At 58.7% G+C, this 23,828-nt stretch carries 19 protein-coding genes and 2 pseudogenes; 15 read left to right on the plus strand and 6 right to left on the minus strand.

What is annotated here, in order from left to right; all coding sequences use genetic code 11:
- Positions 1-119: 119 nt before the first annotated feature.
- A pseudogene (locus ACQQ2Q_RS21950) lies at positions 120-374 on the minus strand (P-type conjugative transfer ATPase TrbB); the annotation flags it as partial.
- 2 nt (positions 375-376) lie between these two features.
- Entirely contained in the window at positions 377-1,003 is a 627-nt protein-coding gene (locus ACQQ2Q_RS21955; RefSeq protein ID WP_428189234.1) for an acyl-homoserine-lactone synthase, read from the minus strand.
- 376 nt (positions 1,004-1,379) lie between these two features.
- On the opposite strand from ACQQ2Q_RS21955, the gene repA reads away from it, so the two are divergent.
- The 4 genes from repA to ACQQ2Q_RS21975 all read left to right on the plus strand — a co-directional run bounded on the left by repA (position 1,380) and on the right by ACQQ2Q_RS21975 (position 6,158).
- On the plus strand, positions 1,380-2,591 hold the full coding sequence (gene repA / locus ACQQ2Q_RS21960; RefSeq protein WP_428189294.1) for a plasmid partitioning protein RepA: 1,212 nt from the start codon (positions 1,380-1,382) through the stop codon (positions 2,589-2,591).
- Positions 2,588-3,550 carry a plasmid partitioning protein RepB gene (repB, locus tag ACQQ2Q_RS21965; protein WP_428189235.1) on the plus strand — a complete coding sequence of 321 codons (963 nt, stop codon included), beginning with the start codon at positions 2,588-2,590 and terminating at the stop codon, positions 3,548-3,550. Before repA ends, repB begins: the two co-directional genes overlap by 4 nt.
- A 154-nt stretch (positions 3,551-3,704) precedes the next feature.
- Positions 3,705-4,919, plus strand: a complete 1,215-nt coding sequence (gene repC, locus ACQQ2Q_RS21970; protein WP_428189236.1) for a plasmid replication protein RepC — start codon at positions 3,705-3,707, stop codon at positions 4,917-4,919.
- A 345-nt stretch (positions 4,920-5,264) separates the two neighbouring features.
- On the plus strand, positions 5,265-6,158 hold the full coding sequence (locus ACQQ2Q_RS21975) for a helix-turn-helix domain-containing protein (protein ID WP_428189237.1): 894 nt from the start codon (positions 5,265-5,267) through the stop codon (positions 6,156-6,158).
- A gap of 60 nt (positions 6,159-6,218) precedes the next feature.
- Here the strand turns inward: ACQQ2Q_RS21975 and ACQQ2Q_RS21980 are convergent, their stop codons facing one another.
- On the minus strand, positions 6,219-8,336 hold the full coding sequence (locus ACQQ2Q_RS21980) for a TonB-dependent siderophore receptor (protein ID WP_428189238.1): 2,118 nt from the start codon (positions 8,334-8,336) through the stop codon (positions 6,219-6,221).
- A 344-nt stretch (positions 8,337-8,680) separates the two neighbouring features.
- Between ACQQ2Q_RS21980 and ACQQ2Q_RS21985 the strand changes: the two genes are divergently transcribed.
- From ACQQ2Q_RS21985 to ACQQ2Q_RS22000, 4 genes are read left to right on the plus strand one after another with little or no spacing between them, the layout of a single operon-like run.
- Positions 8,681-9,679 (plus strand): iron-siderophore ABC transporter substrate-binding protein, encoded by a 999-nt coding sequence (locus ACQQ2Q_RS21985; protein ID WP_428189239.1) that lies wholly within the window; start codon positions 8,681-8,683, stop codon positions 9,677-9,679.
- A gap of 5 nt (positions 9,680-9,684) precedes the next feature.
- Positions 9,685-10,725, plus strand: a complete 1,041-nt coding sequence (locus tag ACQQ2Q_RS21990; RefSeq protein ID WP_428189240.1) for a FecCD family ABC transporter permease — start codon at positions 9,685-9,687, stop codon at positions 10,723-10,725.
- Positions 10,722-11,762, plus strand: coding sequence for a FecCD family ABC transporter permease (locus ACQQ2Q_RS21995; protein WP_428189241.1), 1,041 nt, complete (start codon positions 10,722-10,724; stop codon positions 11,760-11,762). Before ACQQ2Q_RS21990 ends, ACQQ2Q_RS21995 begins: the two co-directional genes overlap by 4 nt.
- Positions 11,759-12,577 (plus strand): ABC transporter ATP-binding protein, encoded by an 819-nt coding sequence (locus ACQQ2Q_RS22000; RefSeq protein WP_428189242.1) that lies wholly within the window; start codon positions 11,759-11,761, stop codon positions 12,575-12,577. The genes ACQQ2Q_RS21995 and ACQQ2Q_RS22000 overlap by 4 nt, the downstream gene beginning before the upstream one ends.
- 280 nt (positions 12,578-12,857) lie before the next feature.
- Here the strand turns inward: ACQQ2Q_RS22000 and ACQQ2Q_RS22005 are convergent, their stop codons facing one another.
- Positions 12,858-13,757: a GNAT family N-acetyltransferase gene (locus ACQQ2Q_RS22005; protein ID WP_428189243.1), complete on the minus strand. Its 900-nt coding sequence runs from the start codon at positions 13,755-13,757 to the stop codon at positions 12,858-12,860.
- A gap of 232 nt (positions 13,758-13,989) precedes the next feature.
- Between ACQQ2Q_RS22005 and argE the strand changes: the two genes are divergently transcribed.
- The 6 genes and pseudogenes from argE to ACQQ2Q_RS22035 all read left to right on the plus strand — a co-directional run bounded on the left by argE (position 13,990) and on the right by ACQQ2Q_RS22035 (position 20,613).
- Positions 13,990-15,114 carry an acetylornithine deacetylase gene (argE, locus tag ACQQ2Q_RS22010; protein WP_428189244.1) on the plus strand — a complete coding sequence of 375 codons (1,125 nt, stop codon included), beginning with the start codon at positions 13,990-13,992 and terminating at the stop codon, positions 15,112-15,114.
- Positions 15,115-15,148: 34 nt separating this feature from the next.
- A complete protein-coding gene (locus ACQQ2Q_RS22015; protein WP_428189245.1) occupies positions 15,149-16,072 on the plus strand; it encodes a 2-hydroxyacid dehydrogenase in 924 nt (307 codons plus the stop codon).
- A gap of 24 nt (positions 16,073-16,096) precedes the next feature.
- On the plus strand, positions 16,097-16,447 hold the full coding sequence (locus ACQQ2Q_RS22020) for a cupin domain-containing protein (RefSeq protein WP_428189246.1): 351 nt from the start codon (positions 16,097-16,099) through the stop codon (positions 16,445-16,447).
- A 169-nt stretch (positions 16,448-16,616) separates the two neighbouring features.
- Positions 16,617-18,080 (plus strand): aldehyde dehydrogenase family protein, encoded by a 1,464-nt coding sequence (locus ACQQ2Q_RS22025; protein ID WP_428189247.1) that lies wholly within the window; start codon positions 16,617-16,619, stop codon positions 18,078-18,080.
- Between the two features lie 13 nt (positions 18,081-18,093).
- A pseudogene (locus tag ACQQ2Q_RS22030) lies at positions 18,094-19,133 on the plus strand (tartrate dehydrogenase).
- Positions 19,134-19,155: 22 nt separating this feature from the next.
- On the plus strand, positions 19,156-20,613 hold the full coding sequence (locus ACQQ2Q_RS22035; RefSeq protein WP_428189248.1) for an NAD-dependent succinate-semialdehyde dehydrogenase: 1,458 nt from the start codon (positions 19,156-19,158) through the stop codon (positions 20,611-20,613).
- Between the two features lie 82 nt (positions 20,614-20,695).
- Here the strand turns inward: ACQQ2Q_RS22035 and ACQQ2Q_RS22040 are convergent, their stop codons facing one another.
- Both ACQQ2Q_RS22040 and ACQQ2Q_RS22045 read right to left on the minus strand, forming a co-directional pair.
- Positions 20,696-21,970 carry an NAD(P)/FAD-dependent oxidoreductase gene (locus ACQQ2Q_RS22040; protein WP_428189249.1) on the minus strand — a complete coding sequence of 425 codons (1,275 nt, stop codon included), beginning with the start codon at positions 21,968-21,970 and terminating at the stop codon, positions 20,696-20,698.
- Positions 21,971-21,985: 15 nt separating this feature from the next.
- Positions 21,986-22,654, minus strand: coding sequence for a haloacid dehalogenase type II (locus ACQQ2Q_RS22045; RefSeq protein ID WP_428189250.1), 669 nt, complete (start codon positions 22,652-22,654; stop codon positions 21,986-21,988).
- A gap of 325 nt (positions 22,655-22,979) precedes the next feature.
- Between ACQQ2Q_RS22045 and ACQQ2Q_RS22050 the strand changes: the two genes are divergently transcribed.
- The gene (locus ACQQ2Q_RS22050) at positions 22,980-23,819 is read left to right on the plus strand and encodes a GNAT family N-acetyltransferase (RefSeq protein WP_428189251.1); all 840 of its coding nucleotides are present in this window, start codon (positions 22,980-22,982) and stop codon (positions 23,817-23,819) included.
- Positions 23,820-23,828: the final 9 nt, after the last annotated feature.

The following is a 23,828-nucleotide window of genomic DNA, read 5'->3' on the forward strand; positions in this document are numbered from 1 at the left end:
ACCATCAGACAGCGCCGCTTGAACCACCAAGCCAAAGCGGCTTAAATCAACCCGCAAACCGAGCCGGAAACTCCATTCTTCCAAAGCCCAAAACGTCTCAAATCATTCGACGACGGACAGATCGGGCGATCATCATCGATTTCCGAATTCAAGACATGGGCGACACTGCCTATTACCGTTTCTGCGGCGGAACGGGTCATCTTACCTGCTGCGGCAATGCCATGGCCCAGCCGTTCAACGAATAGCTTGCCGTCCGGATTCAACATAATCTCAACGACACCAGGATCTTCAAGTGCAACGCAGAGATGTTCACCGAGTGCGTTCTGGAGTTTACTCACCAGCCTGGGCAGTGACCGATTTTGAGCACTGATCATCGTCAGGCTGTCTCCTCTTCCGATGTTTGGAAACTGGACGAGTAAGCGCTGGGTCGAAGCATGTTAAAGCGCTTTCGATCAACGGGCAGGAGGCCGGCGACGCTTCTTGTCTCGTTGATTTCCACTGGATCCCCAAGCCGGGTCAGTGGCCAACCAATTCGACGAAGGATGCGTTCGAGGCGTACATCTGTCGCGGTGACGATTTCCGTGTAGCCGTAGAGCAGGCTCCATTCGACGATTCCAGCAAAGAGCGCGAGCGTCGCCGGGTGGAGACCGTTCTGCGTTCGGTTGGTGGACAAATCGGTGTCGACACAGAAGCGTGAACTTTCGATCATGCCACCGTGGGTGGCCAGTTGTCCCGACTGCAGAAGCTGGGGGAAGACGCTTTGAAGCATCGTTGTGCCCTTGGCAGGCAGCAGACGGACACATCCAATGACAACATCTGTTGGGGTCAGGCACAAAATGTAAGTTGGCGACATCTCGTCGAAACGATCGACTTCAAACTCAGATGTGCATTCCATGTTCCAGCCGAGACGTTCCCGAAATACCCGAGCGCGCAATCGGTGCATGTCTTTTATCAGATGATTTTCGATCCCGTCTGCCGGGTTCTGTACAGAGACAACGTTCATCCTTCTAATCTCCTTTGTCATGCCCACACAACAAGATTGGACGAGGTCGCTGCCTTCGATCTACTCACAAATCTGCTAGCTGCTGATTCTGTCTGGGACTGCTATGTCAGTGGACGAGACGGCGTGCTCAAGGACATGGATCACTGAAAACTGTGTTCGTTATCGCTTTCTGTTTTTAGTCTGAAAATTGGTTACCCAGTTGAAAAATATAGGAAAAGAAAGAACAGTATTTATTCCGCTGGAGGCAATGAGGGCCGTCAAGCTTCCGTTAACTTTAAATTCCTTGCCGAACGGACAGAATCGAGGCTTATTGGCAGCAGCGGTGTTTTGCGAAATTACCGATAAAGACCGCTGTTACGAAACGGACAGGCAAGAGATGACGGCAATGGCAGACGAAAAGGCTTCGGTTTTCACACTCGTGGACCTCATCGAGAGGCATTCTGCTGCTCTTGCCGCGCAGCTTCAAGCGCATCATGTCAGCACCTTCCCCCCTGTCGCAAAAAAGACGATCAGGCATTTTCAGCCGGCAGAGGCGGCAAAGCTGGTCGGTGTAAAGGAAGTCTATCTTCGCCAGATTTCCGAGAAGATCGAAGGCCTTGATATTCAGACCACAACCGGCGGCCGGCGCTCGTATTCTGTCGAGGATATAGACATAATCCGGCGTCATCTTGATAAGGTCGGACGGGCCGAACGGATGTATGTGCCGCATCGGCGAGACCATGAGGGGCTGCAGATCATCTCCGTCATGAACTTCAAGGGCGGGTCGGGCAAAACGACCACTGCAGCGCATCTTGCGCAATTTCTCGCATTGCGTGGCTATCGCGTCTTGGCACTCGATTTGGATCCTCAGGCAAGTTTGTCGGCACTCTATGGCCATCAGCCCGAGCTGGACGTAGGCGAGAACGAGACGATTTACGGTGCCATTAGATACGATGACCACAAACGCTCGATCAAAGAGCTCGTTCGCAAGACCTATATTCCGGGCCTGGATTTGGTGCCTGGAAACCTGGAGCTGATGGAGTTCGAACATGACACTCCACGAGCTCTCATGAAACGGCAGGCCGGCGAGGCACTGTTCTTCGAGCGCCTGGGCAATGCCATAGACGAGATCGAGGCTGAGTATGATGTGGTCGTGATCGACTGCCCCCCTCAGCTCGGATATCTGACATTGTCTGCCCTGACGGCTGCGACCTCTGTATTGGTGACTGTACATCCGCAAATGCTCGACGTCATGTCGATGAACCAGTTCCTGGCGATGGTTGCAGATCTTTTGCGCGAAGTTCAAACCGCCGGTGGCAATGTCGACTTTGCATGGCTCCGCTATCTCATTACCCGCTTCGAGCCTGCGGACGGACCTCAAAACCAAATGGTTGGCTATTTGCGTTCCATTTTCGGTACGCATGTCCTCAATTTTCCCATGTTGAAGACTACGGCGGTGTCGGATGCGGGCATCACAAATCAAACACTCTACGAAGTTGAGCGCGGGCAGTTCACGCGAAGCACCTATGACCGCGCATTGGATTCGATGGACAGTGTCAACGGTGAGATCGAGCAATTGATCAAGAAAGCTTGGGGTAGAGCAGCATGAGCCGCAAGAATTTGCTAAACCTGATCCAGGTCGAACCAGACGCCCTGCAGAAGCATCAAGGCGAAAACAAACTGGTTCATCAGGTCGCCAGTACCGTCCGTGAGGAAAAGGCGCGTCAAGCGCGAGCTGACGAGATAGAGAAGAAGCTTGCTGAAGGTCAGTCGGTCGTCCAACTCAAGACATCGGAAATCGATCCGTCATTTGTCCAGGATCGCATGCCAGGCGACATTGAAGGGCTGAAAGAGTCTATTCGCGTGCAGGGACAGCAGGTCCCGATCCTTGTTCGCCCTCACCCGGCCAAGCCGGGAAAATACCAAGTCGCATTTGGTCATCGGCGTTTACGAGCCCTTCAAGATCTTGGTCTCCCCATCAATGCGGTCGTTCGCGAATTGTCGGACGAACAGTTGGTTGTGGCGCAAGGTCAGGAGAATAACGAACGCCAGGACTTAACCTATATCGAAAAGGCTAGATTTGCGGCGCGTCTGAATGAACGCTTCTCCCGTGACGTGATCGCCTCTTCGATGTCACTGGATAAGAGCAATCTCTCAAAGATGTTAATCCTTGTTGACGCACTGCCCGCGTCACTGATCGATGCTATCGGATCAGCACCAGGTGTCGGTCGTCCTGCATGGCAAAAAATGGCTGACATGTTCGAAAAGGCAACATCGCCGGATGAACTGCTAAGCTATGCCAACTCAGCCGAGGTCCAGGCTCTCGTCTCTGAGGAGCGTTTCAAAGCTATATTGTCACGCAATGCACGCACAAAATCAAAAGCACTTCCGACCGTACTGACAACATCGGATGGGCGCCGAATTGCACAAGTCGCAGAAACCAAGACCGCTTTGGATCTTAAGGTGGACAAGCGCGCGGCTCCAGAATTTGCGTCATTCGTCCGCGAGCACCTAATGGTGCTGTTCGAAGAACATCAGTCCAAGCTTAAACGACAAAAGGAATATTGAACCGCAAAAAGAAAAGGCCCCCAAAACGTCGCCGTTCCGGAAGCCCAATCTGTTTCGTAGCAAATTCAGATTCGCATTTCCGGGATTCATCGTCAAGAGTCTTGGCACCGTTTTGGTGAGCGTTTTTTTGTTGCCTTCTGAAAGGTGAGAGGAAATGCAGACCGGAAATGTAACTACACCCTTTGGGCAGAGGCCTATGACGCTTGCGCTCGTGCGCCGGCAACAGGCCAGCGCTGAGATCAAATCGGGTAAGACAGCAGAGAAGTGGAAGGTGTTCCGGGATGCCTCGGCCGCCATGTCGCGGCTCGGGCTGCAATCCGCCAGCCTGACGGTTCTCGACGCGTTGTTGAGCTTTTATCCCGAGAATGTGATGAGGGACGATGCCCAACTCGTGGTGTTTCCGTCCAATCTTCAGCTTTCGCTGCGTGCCCATAGCATGGCCGGATCGACCCTTCGGCGCCACTTGGCGGCATTGGTCTCAGCGGGCTTGATCGTGCGTAGGGATAGCGCCAACGGGAAACGCTATGCCCGCAAGGGAACATCTGGCGACATAGAGACGGCCTTCGGATTCGACTTGTCGCCGATGTTGGCCCGTGCAGAGGAGTTGGCAGCTCTCGCGCAGGAGGTTGTGGCTGAGCGTGTCGCGTTCCGCACCGCCAAGGAAGCTTTGACAATTACCCGGCGCGACGTGCGAAAGCTTATCACCGCTGCAGTTGAAGAGGGGGTAGAGGGCGACTGGGAGCGTATAGAGGCAGTCTACATCGCACTCGTGAGCCGCATCCCTCGGTCACCAAGCATCCACGACGTGCAAGACGTTCTGGATGAAATGGAGTTACTCAAGGGTGAAATACTCAATCGCCTGGAAAATAACGACAATTCAGCTAAAATGGTCACCAATGATGATCAATACGAGCGCCATATACAGAATTCAAATCCCGAATCCACTACTGAACTTGAACCGCGCTCTCGAAAAGAGCAGGGGGCAAGGTCGAGCCAAACAAAGGACGATTTTAACGCGCCGTTGAAGGCGTTCCCGTTAAGCATGATCTTGAAGGCTTGCCCGCAGATAGTCGACTACGGTGATGGTGGGGCTATCGGAAATTGGCGTGATATGATGCGGGCTGCCATTGTGGTACGATCGATGCTCGGTATCAGTCCGTCAGCTTATCAGGATGCCTGCGAAATAATGGGGCCGGAGAACGCGGCGACTGCGGTAGCATGCATTCTCGAGCGGGCGAACATGATCACTTCTGCTGGGGGATATCTTCGCGATTTGACACGGCGCACAGAGCGTGGCGAGTTTTCGCTCGGACCTATGGTGATGGCCCTGATCAATACAAATAGTTCGACTGGTTTGCGTGTTGGATGACGTGATGCCGATCCCGTTGTCTGATTGGCCGAGTTTATCTTTTGTTTCTGCTGGCCCAGAGGCAAAATGCTTTGAACGGAATGCGAATAGAACTGGCGCATGAATAAATTTCTACGCTTCAAATCTCCGGTTGGCGGGGCGTTTCGGTCGTGGGTACGCTGATATGTCGATGAAGGCTGTATCCCCGGTACAATGGAAGCTTTTGCGTCCGTCATCAAAACATGATAGTTAGTATCAAGATAAATTGCATGGAGTCTGGCCGCGAAGGGCTTCGGATATGCCGAATTTATGCGCTTCCCCGAAGGCATCCAGGTTATATCCCTTTTTGAACGTGTGGGGCCGAGGTTGAACTACCGTCATTCGATGATCTGCCAGACAGACGGGATAACGCCAATCGCGCCGGCCAAATGGCGCGGCCTCGATGGCATGTTGGGCGTGTTCTGGGACGCAGAGGGCCAATCCGGTGCCAGCGCCTATTATCTTTCTCCGGATCCGCGCATTGTCGTCTTCTTTGAAGAAGTCTCCTCGCAGATCCGCATGTCTAATAAGCAAGATGGCTTCGGTGCGTATGACCGTCCGATGACGCGCGCCATTTATGTGCCGGCGGGCATGCCGTTGTGGACAAGGTTTACCGCCTCGCACCGCTTCTCTCATCTTGACCTGCATCTGCATCGGGATCGGCTTTTGCGATTTCTTACACCGTCTGTCGGCGGTTCGATGGCACGATCGATCCTGCAGCGGCCTGTTGAAATCCAGGATGTCGATGCGATCGAGACGCTGGGCCGTTTGCTGGTCGCGGAACTTGCCAGTCCTTCCAGGCATGCAGTCTATGCGGAGAGCCTGGCTGGCAGCATTGCCACGGCTCTGCTCGACATTCCCGGAAAGACCGACACGCAGCCAGCAGCGCGTTTGACGCAGGCACAGATGAACAGGCTGATCTCTGGCATGGCGGCGCGCAACGACCGCCGGATGTCAGTGGCGGAGATGGCAGCAATCGTCGGGCTATCGGAGAGCTGGTTTGCCACCGCCTTCAAGCAGACGACGGGCAAGACGCCACTTCAATGGCAGCTCGCACTGCGGATAGAACACGCCCAGGATCTGTTATTGGCCAGCGAACTCAATCTCGCCGACATCGCTATTCGGCTCGGCTTTTCCGATCAGTCGCATCTGACGAAGGCCTTCAGGCAGGTAATCGGCGAGACGCCGGCGGCTTGGCGTCGACTGCGACAGAGCCGCTAACTTTGTCCCCTTCATGGAGGAAGGCCTGCCCTCTGGCAACACGGGACAGGCCTCTGCGAGTTACCAAGTCTGGCGGATCGTCGCATAGATCGCACGGCCGGGATTGTACCAGTCCGCGCCATAGCCGCCGTTAGCCACATGTTTCTCGTTGAAGATGTTGGTGGCGTTTATCTGCAACTTGGTATTTTCCCTAATCGCATAGCTGAATGCTGCGTCGAAGACGATAGCACTGTCGGACTTGATTTCGTTGGCATCGGTGAAGAAATATGGCCCCTGATAGCGCGCTCCGACACCAAAGGTCATATCGCCGCGCTGTCCTTCACCTTCCAGCGCATAATCCAGCCACAAGGACGCCGAGTGGTTTGGCACAAAGGACATCTCGTTGCCCTCATTGCCTGAAGTTCCGTTCTCGACGATCTTAGACTTCATGTAGGAATAGGCTGCAGTGAGGCTGAGATTGTCGTTCATCTCTGCCTTTGCTTCCAGATCAATGCCACGAACCCTGACTTCACCTATGGTTTCCTGCATCATCGTTGCCGGATTGGTGCGTGTGATATTATTCTTCGTCAGGTCATAGACGGACGCGGTAAACAGCGCCGGGACATCGTCCGGGCGATACTTGACCCCGATTTCGTATTGCTCACCTAGCTCCGGCGCGGTGCCAATCGAGGGCGGCGCGACGGAGTCGGCATAGCTGGCGAAGACTGCGAACTCCTCAGTGACCTTGTAGCTCAGGCCGAAGCGCGTGGAGAATTCGCTGTAGTCATCAGACGTCGTGACGTTTGTGAGCTTGTTCTTCTCCGATAAGTCGAGCCAGTCATTACGCAAGCCGATCGTGGCGGTCAGCCGGTCGAAAAAGGTCAGGTCCTGCTGGAGATAGAGGGCAGTGGTGGAGCGCTCGGAACTCGTGCTGCTATAGGGACCTGCATAAGTGGGAGCTCCCGAATAGACAGGATTGGTCCAGTCTATACCGGGTGCAGCCTGGTAGAACAGATCCGATTCTCCGGAATGATCGTTGAAGGTCAGTCCGGCCAGGGTCCGGCTTTCAACCGAATTGAAGCTTCCATCATACTGGAAATAGACATCGCCGATGAAATCACGGTCAGACTTGTCGCTGCCGAAATAGTAGCGATCGGCGATGGTGTCGCCATTGTCGGTCGGTTCATAGACATAGGCATAGCCGAAACCGGTCTTGGAGCGGGTATAGCGCGCATTGGCGTTGAAGGTCAGGCCATTGTTGAAATCGTGGTCAAACAGAACGCTGAACGTATTGCGATTGGTGGTGTCATAGTTGTAGTCAGGCTCGCCAAGAAAGGTGCTGCGGTCGAGGTCGTAGCCGACAGGCAGGCCACCACCACCGGGCACGCTGTCGCGGTCGAGATGATCGAACACGACGCTTAGGCTGGTATCGCCGCTTGGACGCCAGGTGAGACCACCCATGATGAGGTTCTCGTCGTCACGCGAGTAGTCATATTCCTTATCTGACCTCTGTAGCTTTCCGGTCAGTCGATAGGACAGCGTATCGTCGTCGGTAATGTTGTCGCCGAAATCGAAGCCGCCTTCGGCATGATTGAAAGAGCCACCTGTCGCATAGACCTCGCCGAACCGCGCCGTCTTCGGCAGCTTGGTGGTATAGTTGACGGAACCACCGGGATCGGACACGCCGAACACAGTTGAGCTTGCCCCCTTGAGCACCTCAACGCGCTCGAAGATATAGGGCTCTTCGCGAATGCCGCCAAAGGGGTCGCCGACGGTCATGCCGTCGCGATAGGCCCAGGCGTCGAAACCACGGATCTTGTAATAGTCGAAACGGTCGTCGGAGCCGTAGAAGTCAGCCGTTACACCAGCGGTATAGTTGATGACCTCCTCGACGCTTTGCGCGCCGCGTTGCTCGATTTCCTTGGCCGTGATGACCGACACGGAAGCCGGTGTCACCAGGATATCGGTTGCCATCTTGCTGCTACCGGTTGTCTTGTTCGCTACGATTGAACTTGCATCGTCGTCACCGCCGCCGCCCACGACAGTGATTGTTTCCAGCACGGTATTGCCAGCAGCGGCATCCTGCGCCATCGGGGATGCCGCAGGAAAGGCCGCAATCGCGGTGCAACCTAGAAGCACCGCTGTGCGATAACGCAAAAGAGCCGTCTTGTGTTCTACGCCTGTCTTCACGATACTCATATTCGAATTCCAGATTTTTGATGTTGCGATGGCGGGCAACCGGCAGAGGGCACCGGTCTTGCCTTTGAGAAGCGATCGGAAAACATCCGGTGGAATGTCCCTGCAACCGTCTCGACCAAGGTCCCCTCTCGGTCGGCCGGCTCAATGCAGGGAAGTCTGACGTCCCCAGTCATGCCACTTTTAATATGATTATTTTTATCAAGTATTGTAACTTTTCGACGTTTTGTAGGATTCCCCGGAAAGTTCGTGATCTGCCAATCAGCCCTTTTGGATGAGACTTGACCTTCCCTTTTTAAGCTGAAAGTGAAAGTCAACTTAAATGAACTCACCTTGGAGAGTCGGCCATGTTGCGCATCCTGCGACTGATCCTGTCAATTGCGACAAGCCTTGGTCTTGCCGCCGTATCGGCTGCCCAGGCGCAGGATGCCGCGCCCTACCCGCTTGAAATCAAACATGCGCTCGGCACGACGGTGATCTTGAAAAAGCCGGAACGGGTGGTGACCGTCGCCTGGGCAAACCACGAAGTACCGCTGGCGCTGGGGATCGTACCGGTTGGCTTTGCAGCAGCCAATTTTGGCGATGATGATGGCGATGGCGTGCTACCCTGGGTGGCGGAACGAATTTTGGAACTCAAAGCCACGGCCCCTGCCCTGTTCGACGAGGGCGACGGTATCGATTTCGAGGCCGTGGCTGCCACGCGGCCCGATGTCATCCTTGCGGCTTATTCCGGCCTCAGCCAGGCGGACTACGATACGCTGAGCCAGATCGCCCCTGTTGTCGCCTATCCCAAGGCACCGTGGTCAACCGATTGGCGGGAGATGATCCGCCTTAACAGCGCTGGGCTTGGCATGGCCAGCAAAGGCGAAGAGCTCATTACGTCACTCGAGACAGAAATCGCTGAGGAGGTCGCAAAATATCCTGAGCTCAAGGGCAAGACGGCGATGTTCATCACCCATCTCGATCCGCGCGACCTCAGCATTGTCAATTTCTACACGACCCAGGACACCCGCGTGCAATTCTTCGGTGACCTCGGACTTGAGACCCCGAAAAGCGTTGGAGAGGCGTCGAATACTGGTCGGTTCGCTGGCTCGATCAGTGCCGAGCGCATAGACGCCTTTGATGATGTCGATATCGTTGTCACCTATGGAGACCGCACGCTTGTTGACGCAATGAAAGCCAATCCGCTTCTCGCCCATATGCCCGCTGTCAAGAATGACGCCATCGTCACCTTAGGGCGAAATCCGATCGGTACCGCAGCCAATCCGACACCGCTGTCGATTTCCTGGGTATTGAAGGATTATGTGGCGCTGCTTGCGGAAGCCGCCAGAAAGTCTGTCAGATAGACCCAATGAGCGCGAACAGTCTTGCCGAAAGACCGCTCTCCTATGTCGGGCGGTCGAACAGAAACCGCAGCCTCTGGCTCGTCATCGTCATGATCGTGGGTGTATTTCTGTGCGTCGCCTCGCTGACGGTCGGCACACGTGATGTCTCCGGCGCGGATGTGCTGGCCGCCCTGAGGGGGCAAGCGGACACAATAGGCCAAGCGGCTGTGGCCATGCGTATTCCGCGCACAATGCTTGCCTTTCTGGCCGGTGGCGCACTCGGCCTGGCCGGCGCTGTCATGCAAGGTGTTACACGCAATCCACTCGCCGATCCCGGCATTCTCGGCGTCAATATCGGCGTGTCACTGGCTGTGGTTGTTGGCATTGCCTGGTTCAATATCAGTGCGACCTCCGCCTATATCTGGATGGCCATTGCCGGTGCAGGTCTGACATCGGTCTTTGTTTATACCATCGGCTCGCTTGGGCGCGGCGGTGCAACCCCGCTCAAGCTCGCGCTCGCGGGGGCTGCAACCTCCGTGGCCTTTGCCTCGCTGGTGATCGCCGTCGTCCTGCCGCGCAACGACATTGCCGGAGGCATTCGCTCATGGCAGATCGGCGGCGTCGGCGGGGCTAGCTTCGATAGCATCCTGGACGTATTGCCATTTCTGTTGTCCGGTATGGTTCTGTGCCTGCTATCGGCACGCAAGCTGAATGCGATGGCCCTGGGCGATGAACTGGCCGCAGGCCTTGGCGAGCGCATCGTCGTGGCGCGGGCCATGGCCGCACTCGGCGCGGTCCTTCTTTGCGGTGCCACCACGGCAATCTGTGGCCCGATCGGTTTTGTCGGCCTTGTTGTGCCGCATGTCTGCCGCATGCTGGTCGGGGTTGATCATCGCTGGCTCCTGCCCTTCTCGGCGCTGGGCGGTGCCTGCCTGCTGATTTCAGGTGACGTGATCGGGCGCATCGCGGTCCGACCTGGCGAACTCGACGTTGGAATCGTCACCGCACTGGTCGGCGCACCATTCTTCATCTGGATTGTCAGGCGTCAGAAGGTTCGCGAATTGTGACGGCCTTCACCTCCACCATCACCCTGCTGGCGCAAGGCCGACAGAGCCGCGCGCGCCGCCGCGTGATTGTCATCGGCGCACTGGTCGCCTTGCTGATCGCTATGTTCGCCTTAACGCTGATGCTCGGCCAGTCGTTCACCCCACCCGGGGACGTCTTGAGGGTCCTGCTCGGCGAACAGGTGGCTGGGGCTTGGTTCACGGTCGGGCAATTGCGCCTGCCGCGCGCTATCCTGTCTATCCTGTCCGGTCTCTGCTTTGGTCTCGGCGGCGTCGCCTTCCAGACCATGTTGCGTAATCCCCTGGCAAGCCCCGACATCATCGGCGTCAGCTCCGGGGCGAGCGCGGCCGCCGTGTTTTGCATTGTCGTGCTATCGCTGGATGGCCCGATCGTTTCTGTGATCGCGGTCGTCTCGGGGCTTGCAGTGGCGTTGCTGGTCTATGGGCTTTCATTCCGCAATGGGGTCGCCGGAACGCGCCTCATCCTCGTCGGCATTGGGATCTCCGCCATGATCGAGAGCGTCATTGCCTATATCCTTTCGGGCGCATCCGCCTGGAATTTGCAGGAGGCGATGCGCTGGATATCTGGTAGCGTGAACGGCGCAACGCTGGGCCAGAGCCTGCCCCTGCTCGTGGGTCTCGCGGTGTTCGGCTCGCTGCTTCTCAGCCGCGCCCGCGATCTCGATGCGCTGCGGCTGGGTGACGACACGGCGGCAGCGCTCGGTGTCGGCGTCGCCCAAACGCGTATCATCGTGATCGTCTCCGGGGTCGGCATGATCGCCATTGCCACGGCCGTCGCCGGTCCGATTGCCTTTGTCGCCTTCCTGTCGGGCCCGATAGCTGCCCGGATCGTTGGGGCAAATGGATCGATTCTTTTGCCCGCGGCGCTAATCGGTGCCTGCCTTGTGCTTTGCGGCGACTATCTCGGGCAATTTCTGCTGCCGCACCGCTATCCCGTGGGTGTCGTCACCGGTGCACTTGGCGCACCTTATCTCATCTATCTCATTATCCGCGTGAATCGCGCCGGAGCTTCGCTATGACGACCCATTCCCTGACCGCGAGCGGGCTTGCTGCCGGCTATGGCGAGAGCCTGATTATCGACGGGCTGGATCTCGCCATTCCACCGGGTCGCATCACGGCGATTGTCGGCGCCAATGCCTGTGGCAAGTCGACCTTGCTGCGCACCATGTCTCGGCTTTTGTCGCCACAAAGAGGTCAAGTGCTGCTCGACGGCAAGTCGATCCACCAAACTCCGACGCGCGAATTGGCGAAAACGCTCGGCCTCCTGCCGCAATCGCCGATCGCGCCCGAGGGCATCACGGTCGCCGACCTCGTCAGCCGCGGTCGCAATCCGCATCAGGGATTGTTCTCGCGCTGGAGCCGGAGGGATGACGAAGCGGTGGCCGCTGCGTTGGACGTGACGAAGACAATATCGCTGGCCGAGCGGCCGATCGACGAACTGTCCGGCGGCCAGCGCCAGCGCGTGTGGATTGCGATGGCGCTTGCCCAGGAAACCGAAGTCTTGCTGCTCGACGAGCCGACCACCTTTCTCGATGTCAGCCACCAGGTCGAGGTGCTCGACCTGCTGACCGATCTCAACCAGACACGCGGCACAACCATCGTCATGGTATTGCACGACCTCAATCTGGCTGCCCGCTATGCCGATTTTCTCGTCGCCATGGAGGGCGGCCGCGTCCATGCTTCGGGCAGTGCCGAAGAGGTGTTGACGGAGGCGAATATTCGTGGGGTTTTCGGCCTTGAAAGCTTCATCATCACCGACCCGACCTCCGGGCGGCCTATCATGCTGCCGATCGGCCGCCACGGCATGGTGCACGCGCAGAATGTACCGGCATAAGCCGTTTTCCACCAGGGCGTCGAAGTATTCAGCAGGACCCCTCTCTCAGGGAGGGCAAAAAAGATGGAGAGCCGGGAAAAGCGAGGCAGTGCATGGAACGTGCGCGCAAGTCTGTGCATGACTTTGACGGGGCTGCTTGTCATTGTTGCGCAGGAAGTCGCAAAAACGGGTCTCCGACTCAACAAACTGCGTCACATTTGCTTTGCCAAACTCCTGGAAAAACTGGATCAGATCACATCATGGATATCCGATGGGCAGCGCTTTAGATCGCGCTGCTTTGTCAGCCCATGGATTGCGAGGCAAGAGCGAAGAGCGTGGCGCGATCTTCGCTAGCTGTGCCGTAATCGGCACCTTCGCCGAGTGTCATGGTCGTCACGGTGTCAAAGATCGGCAGACCGCATTGCTGTAAGAAAATGGCAAAGGGGCCAGTCTCGAAATGTGTATCGACACGCAGGAAACTACCCGCGTGAACGTCCACATGGGGCCGCGCTACGGCGACTGCCTCTTCAACGGACATTGCAGCAATCGGACCAAGAACGTGGCCCCGTCCAAAGGGACGGCTCATGGAATATGCCGACAATTCTTTGCCGCGAAACAGCCCATAGCAGACAGAACTCTCGAACAAACGGAGGAGATGGACGGGGCGAGCAACCGCAAATCCCGGCGTATCGAGTGCGATGACCGCGTCGAGATCACTCGACAGCAAATTCCGGATCTCAAGACCGGCGGGCAAGTCAGCCGTCTCCGCCGGTCTGCGGGCCTCCCCCTGACACTGAAACACCGTCTGCTGCGCCACAAAATCGAGAGACCGATAGAGGCGACGCGCGGCGCGCGTTGCATTGAGCCGCAGGCCCATGCCGGGGCATTCGGCCAGAACACGCTGCATCAGCCATTTCGCCGTCCCATTGGCCTGCAGCCGCGGCGAGGTAATCAGCATGCCAATGGTGGCGAACTGCTCTCCATGGGGGAACCACATGGCGGATCCCATCACACGGTCGATTTCGTCGAGAGCGACGAAACCATGACCGAGGTCACGCAGATACTGCCAGTCTTCCGCCCGATGCGGCCAACCGACGGCGATCGAGAGCGCGTGCAACTGCTCCACATCGACATCCGCCACATTTGCGAAACGCATCTGGTATGCGTCGACATGCAACGTATCGGGAATTTTCCAATCCATCGTCCCCTCCCTTGCGGCAAACGAAGCTTCGCCGGCCGCAACATACTCTGTTTTCAGTGCATTCTATTCAGCCCTTGCAGAATAATCGGCTTCTGCGACCGCATCCGGCGCAAGAATTGACCGTCTGGCGATCACTTTCGGCAGCCATTCATGCTGTTCGCTCCTAATCTTTCAAGTCGAACTACCACCAAGAGCTGAAGTGGGTGCCAGAGACCGCACAAGGAACAGCGCAATGAATGCCACCGAAATTCTGACAGCGCTGGTAAGGGTCCCGTCCATCGTCGGCACGTCGAATGCCGGCATCGTCGAATTGGTCAGGTCCTACCTAGAGGGCTTCGGCGTCACCGTACATGTTCTCCCCGGCCCCGAGGGCGATAGGGCCAATCTCTTCGCCACCATCGGTCCCTCAGACAAAGCTGGTTACATTCTGTCCGGTCACATGGACGTCGTTCCCGCGCAGGAAGCGGGCTGGAGCAGTGATCCCTTTGTCCTGCGGCGCGATGGAGAAGCGCTCTTTGGCCGTGGTACCAGCGACATGAAGGGGTTTCTAGCTGCTGCACTGGCCGCCGTCCCCGCGCTGGCAGCATCATCCTTAACCCGGCCCATCCACCTCGCCTTTTCCTATGACGAAGAAGCCGGTTGCCGCGGTGTGCCGCATCTCCTTTCCCGGTTGCCCGAACTGTGCGTGGCACCGCTGGGCGCGGTGATCGGCGAGCCCAGCGGAATGCGGCCCATTCTCGCGCATAAGGGCAAGGCGGCTGCTCGTATCACGCTGCGTGGGCGGTCCGGTCACTCGTCCAGGCCCGATCTCGGTTTGAATGCCGTGCATGCCATGGCAACGGTGCTGGGTATGGCGGTTTCGACGGCGCAAGATCTCGCAAACGGTCCTTTCGACCCAACCTTCGACCCAGCCTATTCCTCCTTGCAGGCCGGATTGATCCAGGGCGGCCAGGCGCTCAACATCATTCCCGATCAGTGCACGCTGGATGTCGAGGCACGCGCCATCTCGGGCGTCGATGCCGCAACCCTGCTGGCGCCGGTTCGTATTGCCGCCGAGGCATTGCGGGCATCCGGGTTCGGCGTCGAATGGAACGACCTGAGCGCCTATCCGGCGCTCTCCCTGGCGCGTCAGACGGCGCTTGCCGACCTTTTCACGGAACTCACCGGCCAGGAGCCGCTCGCCGCGGTCAGCTATGGGACGGAAGCAGGCCTTTTCCAGGCAGCCGGCGTCGACGCCATCATCTGCGGTCCGGGCGATATAAGCCGCGCCCACAAACCCGACGAATACATCCTGGCAAGCGAACTTTCCGCATGTCAGTCGATGATCGAGACGCTCGGCAAGCGCTTCTGCGCCTAACATCTCGACAGATAGCGAACGGAGCCCCTGCCCGATGACCTTCCTCTTTCACTCCGATGTGTACCGCGGCGCCATCTTCCGGGACGCTTTTGCGCGGGATCTGCCGGATCTGCTTTTCTCAATGGACCCCGGCACGGTTGATCCGGCAACCGTCCGTTACCTGATCACATGGACAGTTCCCGAAGACCTTACGCGCTACCGCAATCTCGAAGTGCTGTTTTCCATCGGCGCTGGCGTCGACCAGTTTCGCATTGCCGATGTGCCCGCCCATGTGAAGGTGGTCCGCATGGTGGAAGAAGGCATCGTTCGCATGATGCAGGAGTATGTGACGCTTGCCGTACTCTCGTTGCACCGTGACCTGCCTGCTTATCTGGGCCAGCAGCGGCAGGGGATCTGGCAGGCACTGGCCGCGCAACAAGCGCCTGAGCGGCGTGTAAGCGTGCTTGGCCTCGGCCTGCTCGGACAGGCCGTGCTCGAGCGGTTGAAACCCTTCGGCTTCCGGCTTTCAGGCTGGAGCCGATCGACCCACGCGATTGAAGGCGTGACGTGCCATGTGGCAAGCGATGGCCTGAACGAAATGCTGTCTGCAACCGACATTCTGATCTGCATGCTTCCGCTCACGGCAGAGACGCGCGGGCTGCTCAACGCGGATCTCTTCAGCCGCCTGCGACAGGGGGCTGGCCTCGTTCATACGGGCCGAGGACCACAGCTCAACCACGAAGACCTGATCCAGGCGCTCGACTGCGGGCAGCTTTCCGGCGCCGTTGTCGATGTGACTGACCCGGAGCCGCTTCCGGCCGGTCATGCTTTCTGGAGCCATCCCCGCATACTGCTGACACCCCATGTGGCAAGTGTCACGCAGCCGCATTCCGCAGCGAAGGCCGTCATCGACAACATCAAACGCCTGCGCGCCGGTCTGGAGCCGACAGGCCTTGTCGACCGCCAGCGCGGATACTGACTTATTCAACCCGAAAGGAAAATCATGTCGCTTCTGAAAACCATCGATCCCACCCCGTCCTTTGCGCCGCGCGAGGCTGTGCCGACCCCGGAGCGACTGATCTCCGGAAACCCCAGCTTCAAGACATGGGCGCAGGACGCAGCCCGTAACGAAACCATTCACACCGGTGTATGGGAAGCCACGCCCGGGCTCACCCATTCGATCAAGGGCGGGACCTTCGAGTTTTGCCATATCCTTTCGGGCCTCGTGGAAATCACGCCGGAAGGCGGCGAGCCGGTAACTTACAAAGCTGGCGACAGTTTCGTCATGAAACCCGGCTTCGTCGGCACCTGGAGAACGATCGAGACGGTCCGCAAAATCTACGTAACGGCCTGAAAACGTTAACTGCGGCGGTCATAGTCGCCGCAGTCACGACTGAGCACCGACGATTACGCTGCGTGGCAGCCGCAAAACAGGTTTTTCATCCGCTGCCCTCGCCGTGATCGGTGCATACTACTTCGGGCGTGCCGGTAACCTCGCAAGACAGAGATGCGAGGTAAGCCTGATGACCCTGAGTTTCGATCCCACCAGTCTGCCCCTTCCAATCGGGCATTTCATCGGAGACAGCCTCCTCTCGGCCGATGGCGTTATCCCGATGCACCGCCCCTCAGACGGCAAGTCCTATGCCGGCTGCCCGCGGGCAGACGCCGACATGGTCGACCGTGCGGTCGCGACTGCCAAGGCGGCACTGAAGACCAGCAACTGGGGCGGCCTTCGCCCACGCGAGCGGTTGAACGTGATGCACCGTTGGGCCGACCTGATCCAGAACGAAGCGGTCACGCTCGCCAAGCTCGAAGCGCTTTCCTCGACCCGGCCGGTCGGTCATCTGATCGACGGCGATATTGCCATTTCGGCCGAGCAGATCCGCTTCTTTGCCGAATTCACCGACAAGGAAGGCAGCGACCTAGTGCCGACCGATGACGACAATCTCGGCATGATCGTGACAGAACCCTATGGCGTGGTCGGCGCCATAACCCCCTGGAACTTCCCCATTTCCATGGCTGCCTGGAAACTCGGCCCTGCCCTTGCCGCCGGCAATGCCGTGGTGCTGAAGCCCTCCGAGATGACGCCGTTTTCCGCCATCTATCTCGCGGAACTTGCCGTGCGCGCCGGCATGCCGGCAGGGCTGATCAACGTCGTGCTCGGCGACGGCCAGCTGACCGGCAATGCCATCACCGCCCATCCCGACATCGCCAAGGTTAGTTTCACCGGCTCGACGCGCGCAGGCTCAGCGATCATGGAAAATGTCGCCCGCACCGGCATCAAATCGATGACGCTGGAACTCGGCGGCAAGAGCCCGCAGCTCGTCTTTGCGGATGCCGATCTCGACAAGGCGGCAACCGCAATCGCTACCAGCATCATCAGCAATGCCGGACAGGCCTGCGTTGCCGGATCACGGCTCATCGTCGAGGAAAGTGTCGCAGCGCCGCTTGTCGAGGCTATCCTGCGACACATGAATGCCGTTCATCCCATGCCGACCTGGAATGCGGCGGCCCAGTATTCGCCCATCATTTCAGATCAGCAGCGTCAGCGCATCCACTCGATCGTCTCGGCTGCCGTTGCCGCTGGCGGCGAATGCCTCACAGGCGGGGCGTCGATGGACGCGCCCGGCTATTTCTATGCCCCGACGTTGATTGCCGGAGTCGACGAAAAATCGCCTGCCGTCACGCAGGAGATCTTCGGTCCTGTGCTGACACTGCAGACCTTCCGCGACGAGGAAGAAGCCCTGTCACTGGCCGCGCATCCCACCTACGGGCTGGCCGCCGGGCTCTTCACTCGCGATCTTTCCCGCGCGATCCGGTTCACCCGCCGCCTTCAAGCCGGGACCATCTGGGTCAACCGATATGGCCGATCGCGCGACCATATCCTGCCGACCGGCGGCTACAAGCAATCCGGCATCGGCAAGGATCTTGGTCGCGAAGCCTTCCAGGCCAACCGCAAGAGCAAGAGCGTCTTGATCAGACTTTGAGGATATGCGCACGATGAAAACCCACAGGATTGCCCTCATTCCCGGCGATGGCATTGGAGGCGATGTCACGGCTGCTGCCTGGTCGGTGCTGCAGAAGGCTGCCGGTGCGGTCGGTTTCGCGCTCGATGGCACTGAATTTCCCTGGTCCTGCGCCTTCTCAAGGAAACCGGCGCGATGATGCCTCAGGACGGTATTGAGACGCTGCGCAGTTTCGACGCCATCCTGCTCGGCGCGGTCGGCTGGCCGCAGCAGGTGCCTGATGCGGTTTCGCTGCACGGTCTCCTCTTGCCCATCCGCAAGAGCTTCGTGCAATATGCCAATATCCGCCCTCACCGGCTGCTGCCGGGGGGTCAGGGTCCACTCAGGGCGGACGCCTTTGACATTCTTTGCATCCGCGAAAACACCGAGGGTGAGTATTCCGGCGCAGGCGGCCGCATCCATCAGGGCACAGCCGATGAAGTGGCGGTCGAAACCTCGATTTTCACCCGCACGGGTGTCGAACGCATCCTGCGTTTTGCCTTCGAACAGGCGCGCAAACGCCGCGGAAAACTCGCCTCAGTTACCAAGTCGAACGCTCAGAAATATTCGATGGTCTTCTGGGACGAGGTGACCCAGCAACTCGCTGCCGACTACCCGGATATCGAGGTCACCAGCTACCATATCGACGCCATGGCGGCGCGCATGGTCATGGCGCCGGAAAGCCTTGACGTGGTCGTCGCTTCCAATCTGTTCGGCGACATTCTGACCGATCTGGGCGCCGCCATCCAGGGTGGGCTTGGATTTGCCGCCTCCGCCAACATCAATCCGGACAAAACGGCACCCTCGATGTTCGAGCCGGTGCACGGTTCGGCACCCGATATCGCCCATCTCGGCATCGCCAATCCGATCGCCACGATCTGGTCCGGAGCCATGATGCTCGACCATCTGGGCGAAACCGAAACCGCTACAGCCATCATAGCGGCCATCGAGCGCACGACGGCGAGCGGCATCGGCACCATTCCGGGCAAGGACCGGACCGAGGCAATCACCGCTGCGATTCTTGCAGCACTATGACTTATTTGAGACAGGACAGAAAATGCAGACCTTGAGAGAACCCGGCCTTTTCCGGCAACACGCCTTGATTGGCGGCCAGTGGACACCGGCAGCGTCCGGAAAGACTATCGACGTGATCGATCCGGCCAGCCAATCGGTTCTCGGCACGGTGCCGGACATGGGGCGTGCGGAAACCCGTGCCGCCATCGAGGCGGCCTCCGCCGCATACGGCACCTGGAAGAAGAAGACCCATGGTGAGAGGGCAGCACTCCTCGAAGCATGGCATGCGCTGATGCTTGAGTATATCGAGGATCTTGCGCTGATCCTGACAACCGAACAGGGCAAGCCGCTTGACGAGGCACGCGGGGAGATCCGCTACGGTGCTTCCTTCGTCAAGTGGTTCGCCGAGGAAGCCCGGCGCATCGAAGGCCACACCATCCCGTCCCCGACAGCAGATCGGCGCATTGTCGTCCTGAAAGAGCCGGTCGGTGTTTGCGGTATCGTCACACCCTGGAACTTCCCCAATGCGATGATCACCCGCAAGGTCGCCCCTGCCCTTGCCGCAGGCTGCACAGTAGTCGTCAAACCCTCAGAATTCACCCCTTTTTCGGCTCTCGCCATCGGCTGGCTGGCAGAGAAGGCCGGCATTCCCGCCGGCGTTATCAATATCGTCACTGGCCTGCCAACAGACATCGGCAGCGAGATCATGGCAAACGAGACGGTGCGGAAAATTTCCTTCACCGGATCCACCCGCGTCGGTTCCCTGCTGATGCGCGGTGCCGCCGATAGCGTCAAGCGCCTTTCACTCGAACTCGGTGGCAATGCCCCGTTCATCGTCTTCGACGACGCCGACCTCGATCTGGCTGTCGAGGGCGCGATCGCCTCGAAATTCCGCAATGGCGGACAGACCTGTGTCTGCGCCAACCGGATTCTCGTGCAGGCCGGCATCTACGACAGCTTTGCCGACAAACTCAGCAAACGCGTAAGCGCTATGAAGGTTGGACCCGGCACCTCCCCCGGTGTTTCGATCGGGCCGATGATCAACGAGGCCGCTATCGCCAAGATTAACCGCCATGTCGACGACGCGCTTGCCAAGGGTGCCAAGATTATCACCACCCGTAGCGACATGCCTGATGGCGCACAATATGCAGCACCCATGGTCCTCACCGGCGCCACGACGGACATGCAGCTTGCCAGCGAGGAGACCTTTGGACCGGTAGCGCCGCTCTTCCGCTTCGAAACGGAAGAAGAGGCCCTGACGATTGCCAATGGCACGCCTTTTGGCCTCGCTGCCTATTTCTACACGGAAAGCCTGAAACGCGCCTGGCGCGTCGGCGAGGCACTGGAATTCGGCATGATCGGCCTCAACACCGGTGCCATCTCGACGGAAGTTGCGCCGTTTGGCGGTATTAAGCAATCCGGCCTCGGCCGTGAAGGTGCAAGGGCCGGCATCGAGGAATATCTGGAGATGAAATCCTTGCACATCGGCGGGCTCGGCTGAGCCCTTCGTTATGTGCGCGAATGCAAAGGGGAGTTGCCGACGCAACTCCCCTTTGCATGCCAGGCCGAAACCGGGCTAGGCGCTACTGAAACCGGTCGAGCGCCTTGTAGTAGAGCCCGACCAGGGGCAGGAACCAGGGCTTGCCGAAATGTCCCGGAACCGCTGGCCAGTCGAGGCCCTTGAGAGGATTCTGGTCTGGCCGTCCGAGCATGGCATCGGCCAATGTCATGCCGAGATGGGTGGAAAGTTGAGCTCCATGGCCGGAATAGCCCATCGCATACCAGATGCCATCGTGGTAGCCCGCGCGCGGGAAGCGGTCGCTGGTCATATCGACCAGGCCGCCCCAGCAATAGTCGATTTCGACATGTGCCAGTTGCGGGAAGATCTGTACAAGGCTTTCGCGCAGGATTGCACCGCTCTTGGCGTCTGACCGCTGGTCGGACGTGGCAGAGAAACGCGCCCTGCCTCCGAAGATCAGCCGGTTATCCGGCGCAAGACGCCAATAATTGCCGATATTCATCGAGTTCACGCAGGTGCGGTTGCCCGGCATGGTCGCCGCGATCTCCACATCCGTGAGTGGCCGGGTGGCGATGATGAAACTCCCGACCGGGATGATGCGACGGCGGAAATAACCGAAATTCGACGTGGTGTAGGCGCCGGTCGCGACCAGAACCTGATCTGCCGTGACAACACCTCTTGCCGTCGTCAGGACATGCCGCCCCTCTGCCTGGCGATGCTCCGTGACCGCCGCCTTTTCGGCAATCACCGCACCACTGCGGCTTGCCGCTTCGGCGAGACCGGCAACGTAGCGCCCCATATGCATCATCGCGCTCTTCTTCGACAGCATGGCTCCGTGGAAGGGCGAGCCGACTTCATCTCTCAGATCGGCCGGCGAAAGCAGCGCGGTATCCGGATCGACTTCGGCATGCACTGCCTCGAAATTCTTCGCGATACTGCCGAAATGCTGCGGCTTGGATGCCAGCTTCAGCTTGCCGGTCCGGCGGAAATTGCAGTCGATACCCGCCTCGGCAATGATGGCCTCCAGCGTGTCGATCGAGGCATCCAGCGCCTGATAGAGCGCAATGGCGCGCTCCTTGCCGATCTCCGCCTTGGCCGCCAGATAGCTGTGCGCCAGGCCATTGTTGAGATGGCCGCCATTGCGTCCCGACGCACCGTAACCGACGATTTCCGCCTCCAGCACGATCACCTTCGTTCCGGCCTTGGCGAGCTGCCGCGCTGCGCCAAGCCCGGTAAAGCCTGCGCCGATCACCGCGACATCGTAGTGCCCCTCGACCGGTCCTTTGACGGCCCCGGCGAAGGCGGATGACGTATCGTGCCAGTAGGACAGGTATTTCATGGATATTGTCTTTCCTTAGAGCCCGACGACACCCGGAAGGCCGCCGATATCGGCGATCTCGACATAACCATAATAGGGATTGGCCGGCTCATGACCACGGTTGACCCAGACCTTGTTCTTGATCCCGAGATCATGGGCAGACATCAGGTCGTAGCGGAAGGAGGAGGAGCAATGCAGAATGTCTTCCGGCCCGCAGCCGAGCATGTCGAACATATATTCGAAAGCCTGGAAGCGCGGCTTGTAGGCATTTGCCTGTTCGGCTGTGTAGACGGCATGGAAGGGGGCGCCGAGCTTTTCAACATTCGACATGATCTGCGCATTCATCGCATTGGAGAGGATGACCAGCGGGATTTCCTTGGCGACTTTGGCGAGGCCGGCCGGCACATCCGTATGCGGTCCCCAGGTTGGGACCCGCTCATAGACGAACCGGGCATCTTCGTCCTTGAAGGCGACACCGTTTCGCTTGCAGGCACGTTCCAATGCATTGTGAACCACGTCGGCATAGGGCTTCCAGTCGCCGAGAATCTCATCCAGCCGGTAGGCAGCGAAATTCTTGATGAATTCCAGCATCTTCGTTTCATCAAGACGGTTTCCATAGAGGTCGCGCGCAGCTTCCGCCATCTGGAAATTGGTGAGTGTGCCGTAGCAGTCGAAGGTGATGTATTTCGGGCGAAAGGTCGTCATGCGCGTCGTCCTCGATAAGCCGGGCTGTGGAGCCGGTTGCTGATGACGAGATCATAGGTCGGCTTCCGGCGACCGCGTCGACTGAATTGCGGGATTAGAAAGCAGAAAGTTCCGTATGTGCCGGCCTGAATGGCATTTGGTTGGGCGCAGGCCACGCAATCGGCTGCCGAAAGCCCTGTCCAGCGGCGCCTATCGCCAGTCGCAGCATAAGATGCGGCGACCACCTCCTCCTACGGCTGAAGATATCGCGGTGGGTGCCGCCTTCAGACAATCTGCCGGCCCGTTGGACGCAACACTTGTGGTCAGGAAATCAAGGTAGGACTCCATGCAGATCATCGACATCGCCATTGCGCCGATAGGCCCGGAGTATCTGGATGGCGCCGTCCGGTTGTCGCGCCAATCGGGCTGGCCGCATCGGCCGGAAGACTGGCGACTGGCTCTGGCACTGAGCCAAGGCTTCGTCGCGGTCACCGGCTCTGGCGAGGTTGCCGGCACGATCCTGCTCACCCCCTATGGCGCAGACTGCGCAACGATCAATATGGTCATCGTCGACGAGGGCATGCGCGGACGCGGGCTTGGACGCAGGCTCATGGAAGCCGCTATGACACTTGCAGGCGACCGGCCATTGCGCCTTGTCGCGACGGCCGAGGGATTGCCGCTTTACGAACGGCTCGGCTTTCGCGCAACGGGAACGATTGTCCAGCATCAGGGTGTTGCCGGCAGGATCACAGCGCCCGACAATACTGAAGTCGCAACCGCCGACGACCTCCCAGCTATTCTCGACCTCGACAGACAGGCTTATGGCGCCGACCGCGCCGACCTCATTCGCAAGCTTGCCGAAGTCGGAGAATTTGCCGTGATCCGCTGCGACAGTCAGGTCTCGGCCTTTGCAGCCAATCGCAGCTTCGGCCGCGGCGAAGTGATCGGCCCGGTCGTTGCCCCAGATCTCGAGGCTGCCAAGGCGCTTGTCTCACACTTCGTCAGCCGCCGGAAGGACGTCTTTCTGCGCATCGATACCGGTGCCGGAACAGGTCTCGCCCCCTGGCTCGAAGAGCAGGGCTTCGCCCATGTCGGCGGCGGGATTGCGATGGCCCGGCCCATCATCATTCCGCCCGCCCCAACGGCGGTCACCACCTTCGCCCTTGCCAATCAGGCCCTCGGCTGATCCGGAGAT

The sequence above is a fragment of the Agrobacterium sp. ES01 genome, assembly GCF_050320885.1.
GTDB lineage: Bacteria > Pseudomonadota > Alphaproteobacteria > Rhizobiales > Rhizobiaceae > Allorhizobium.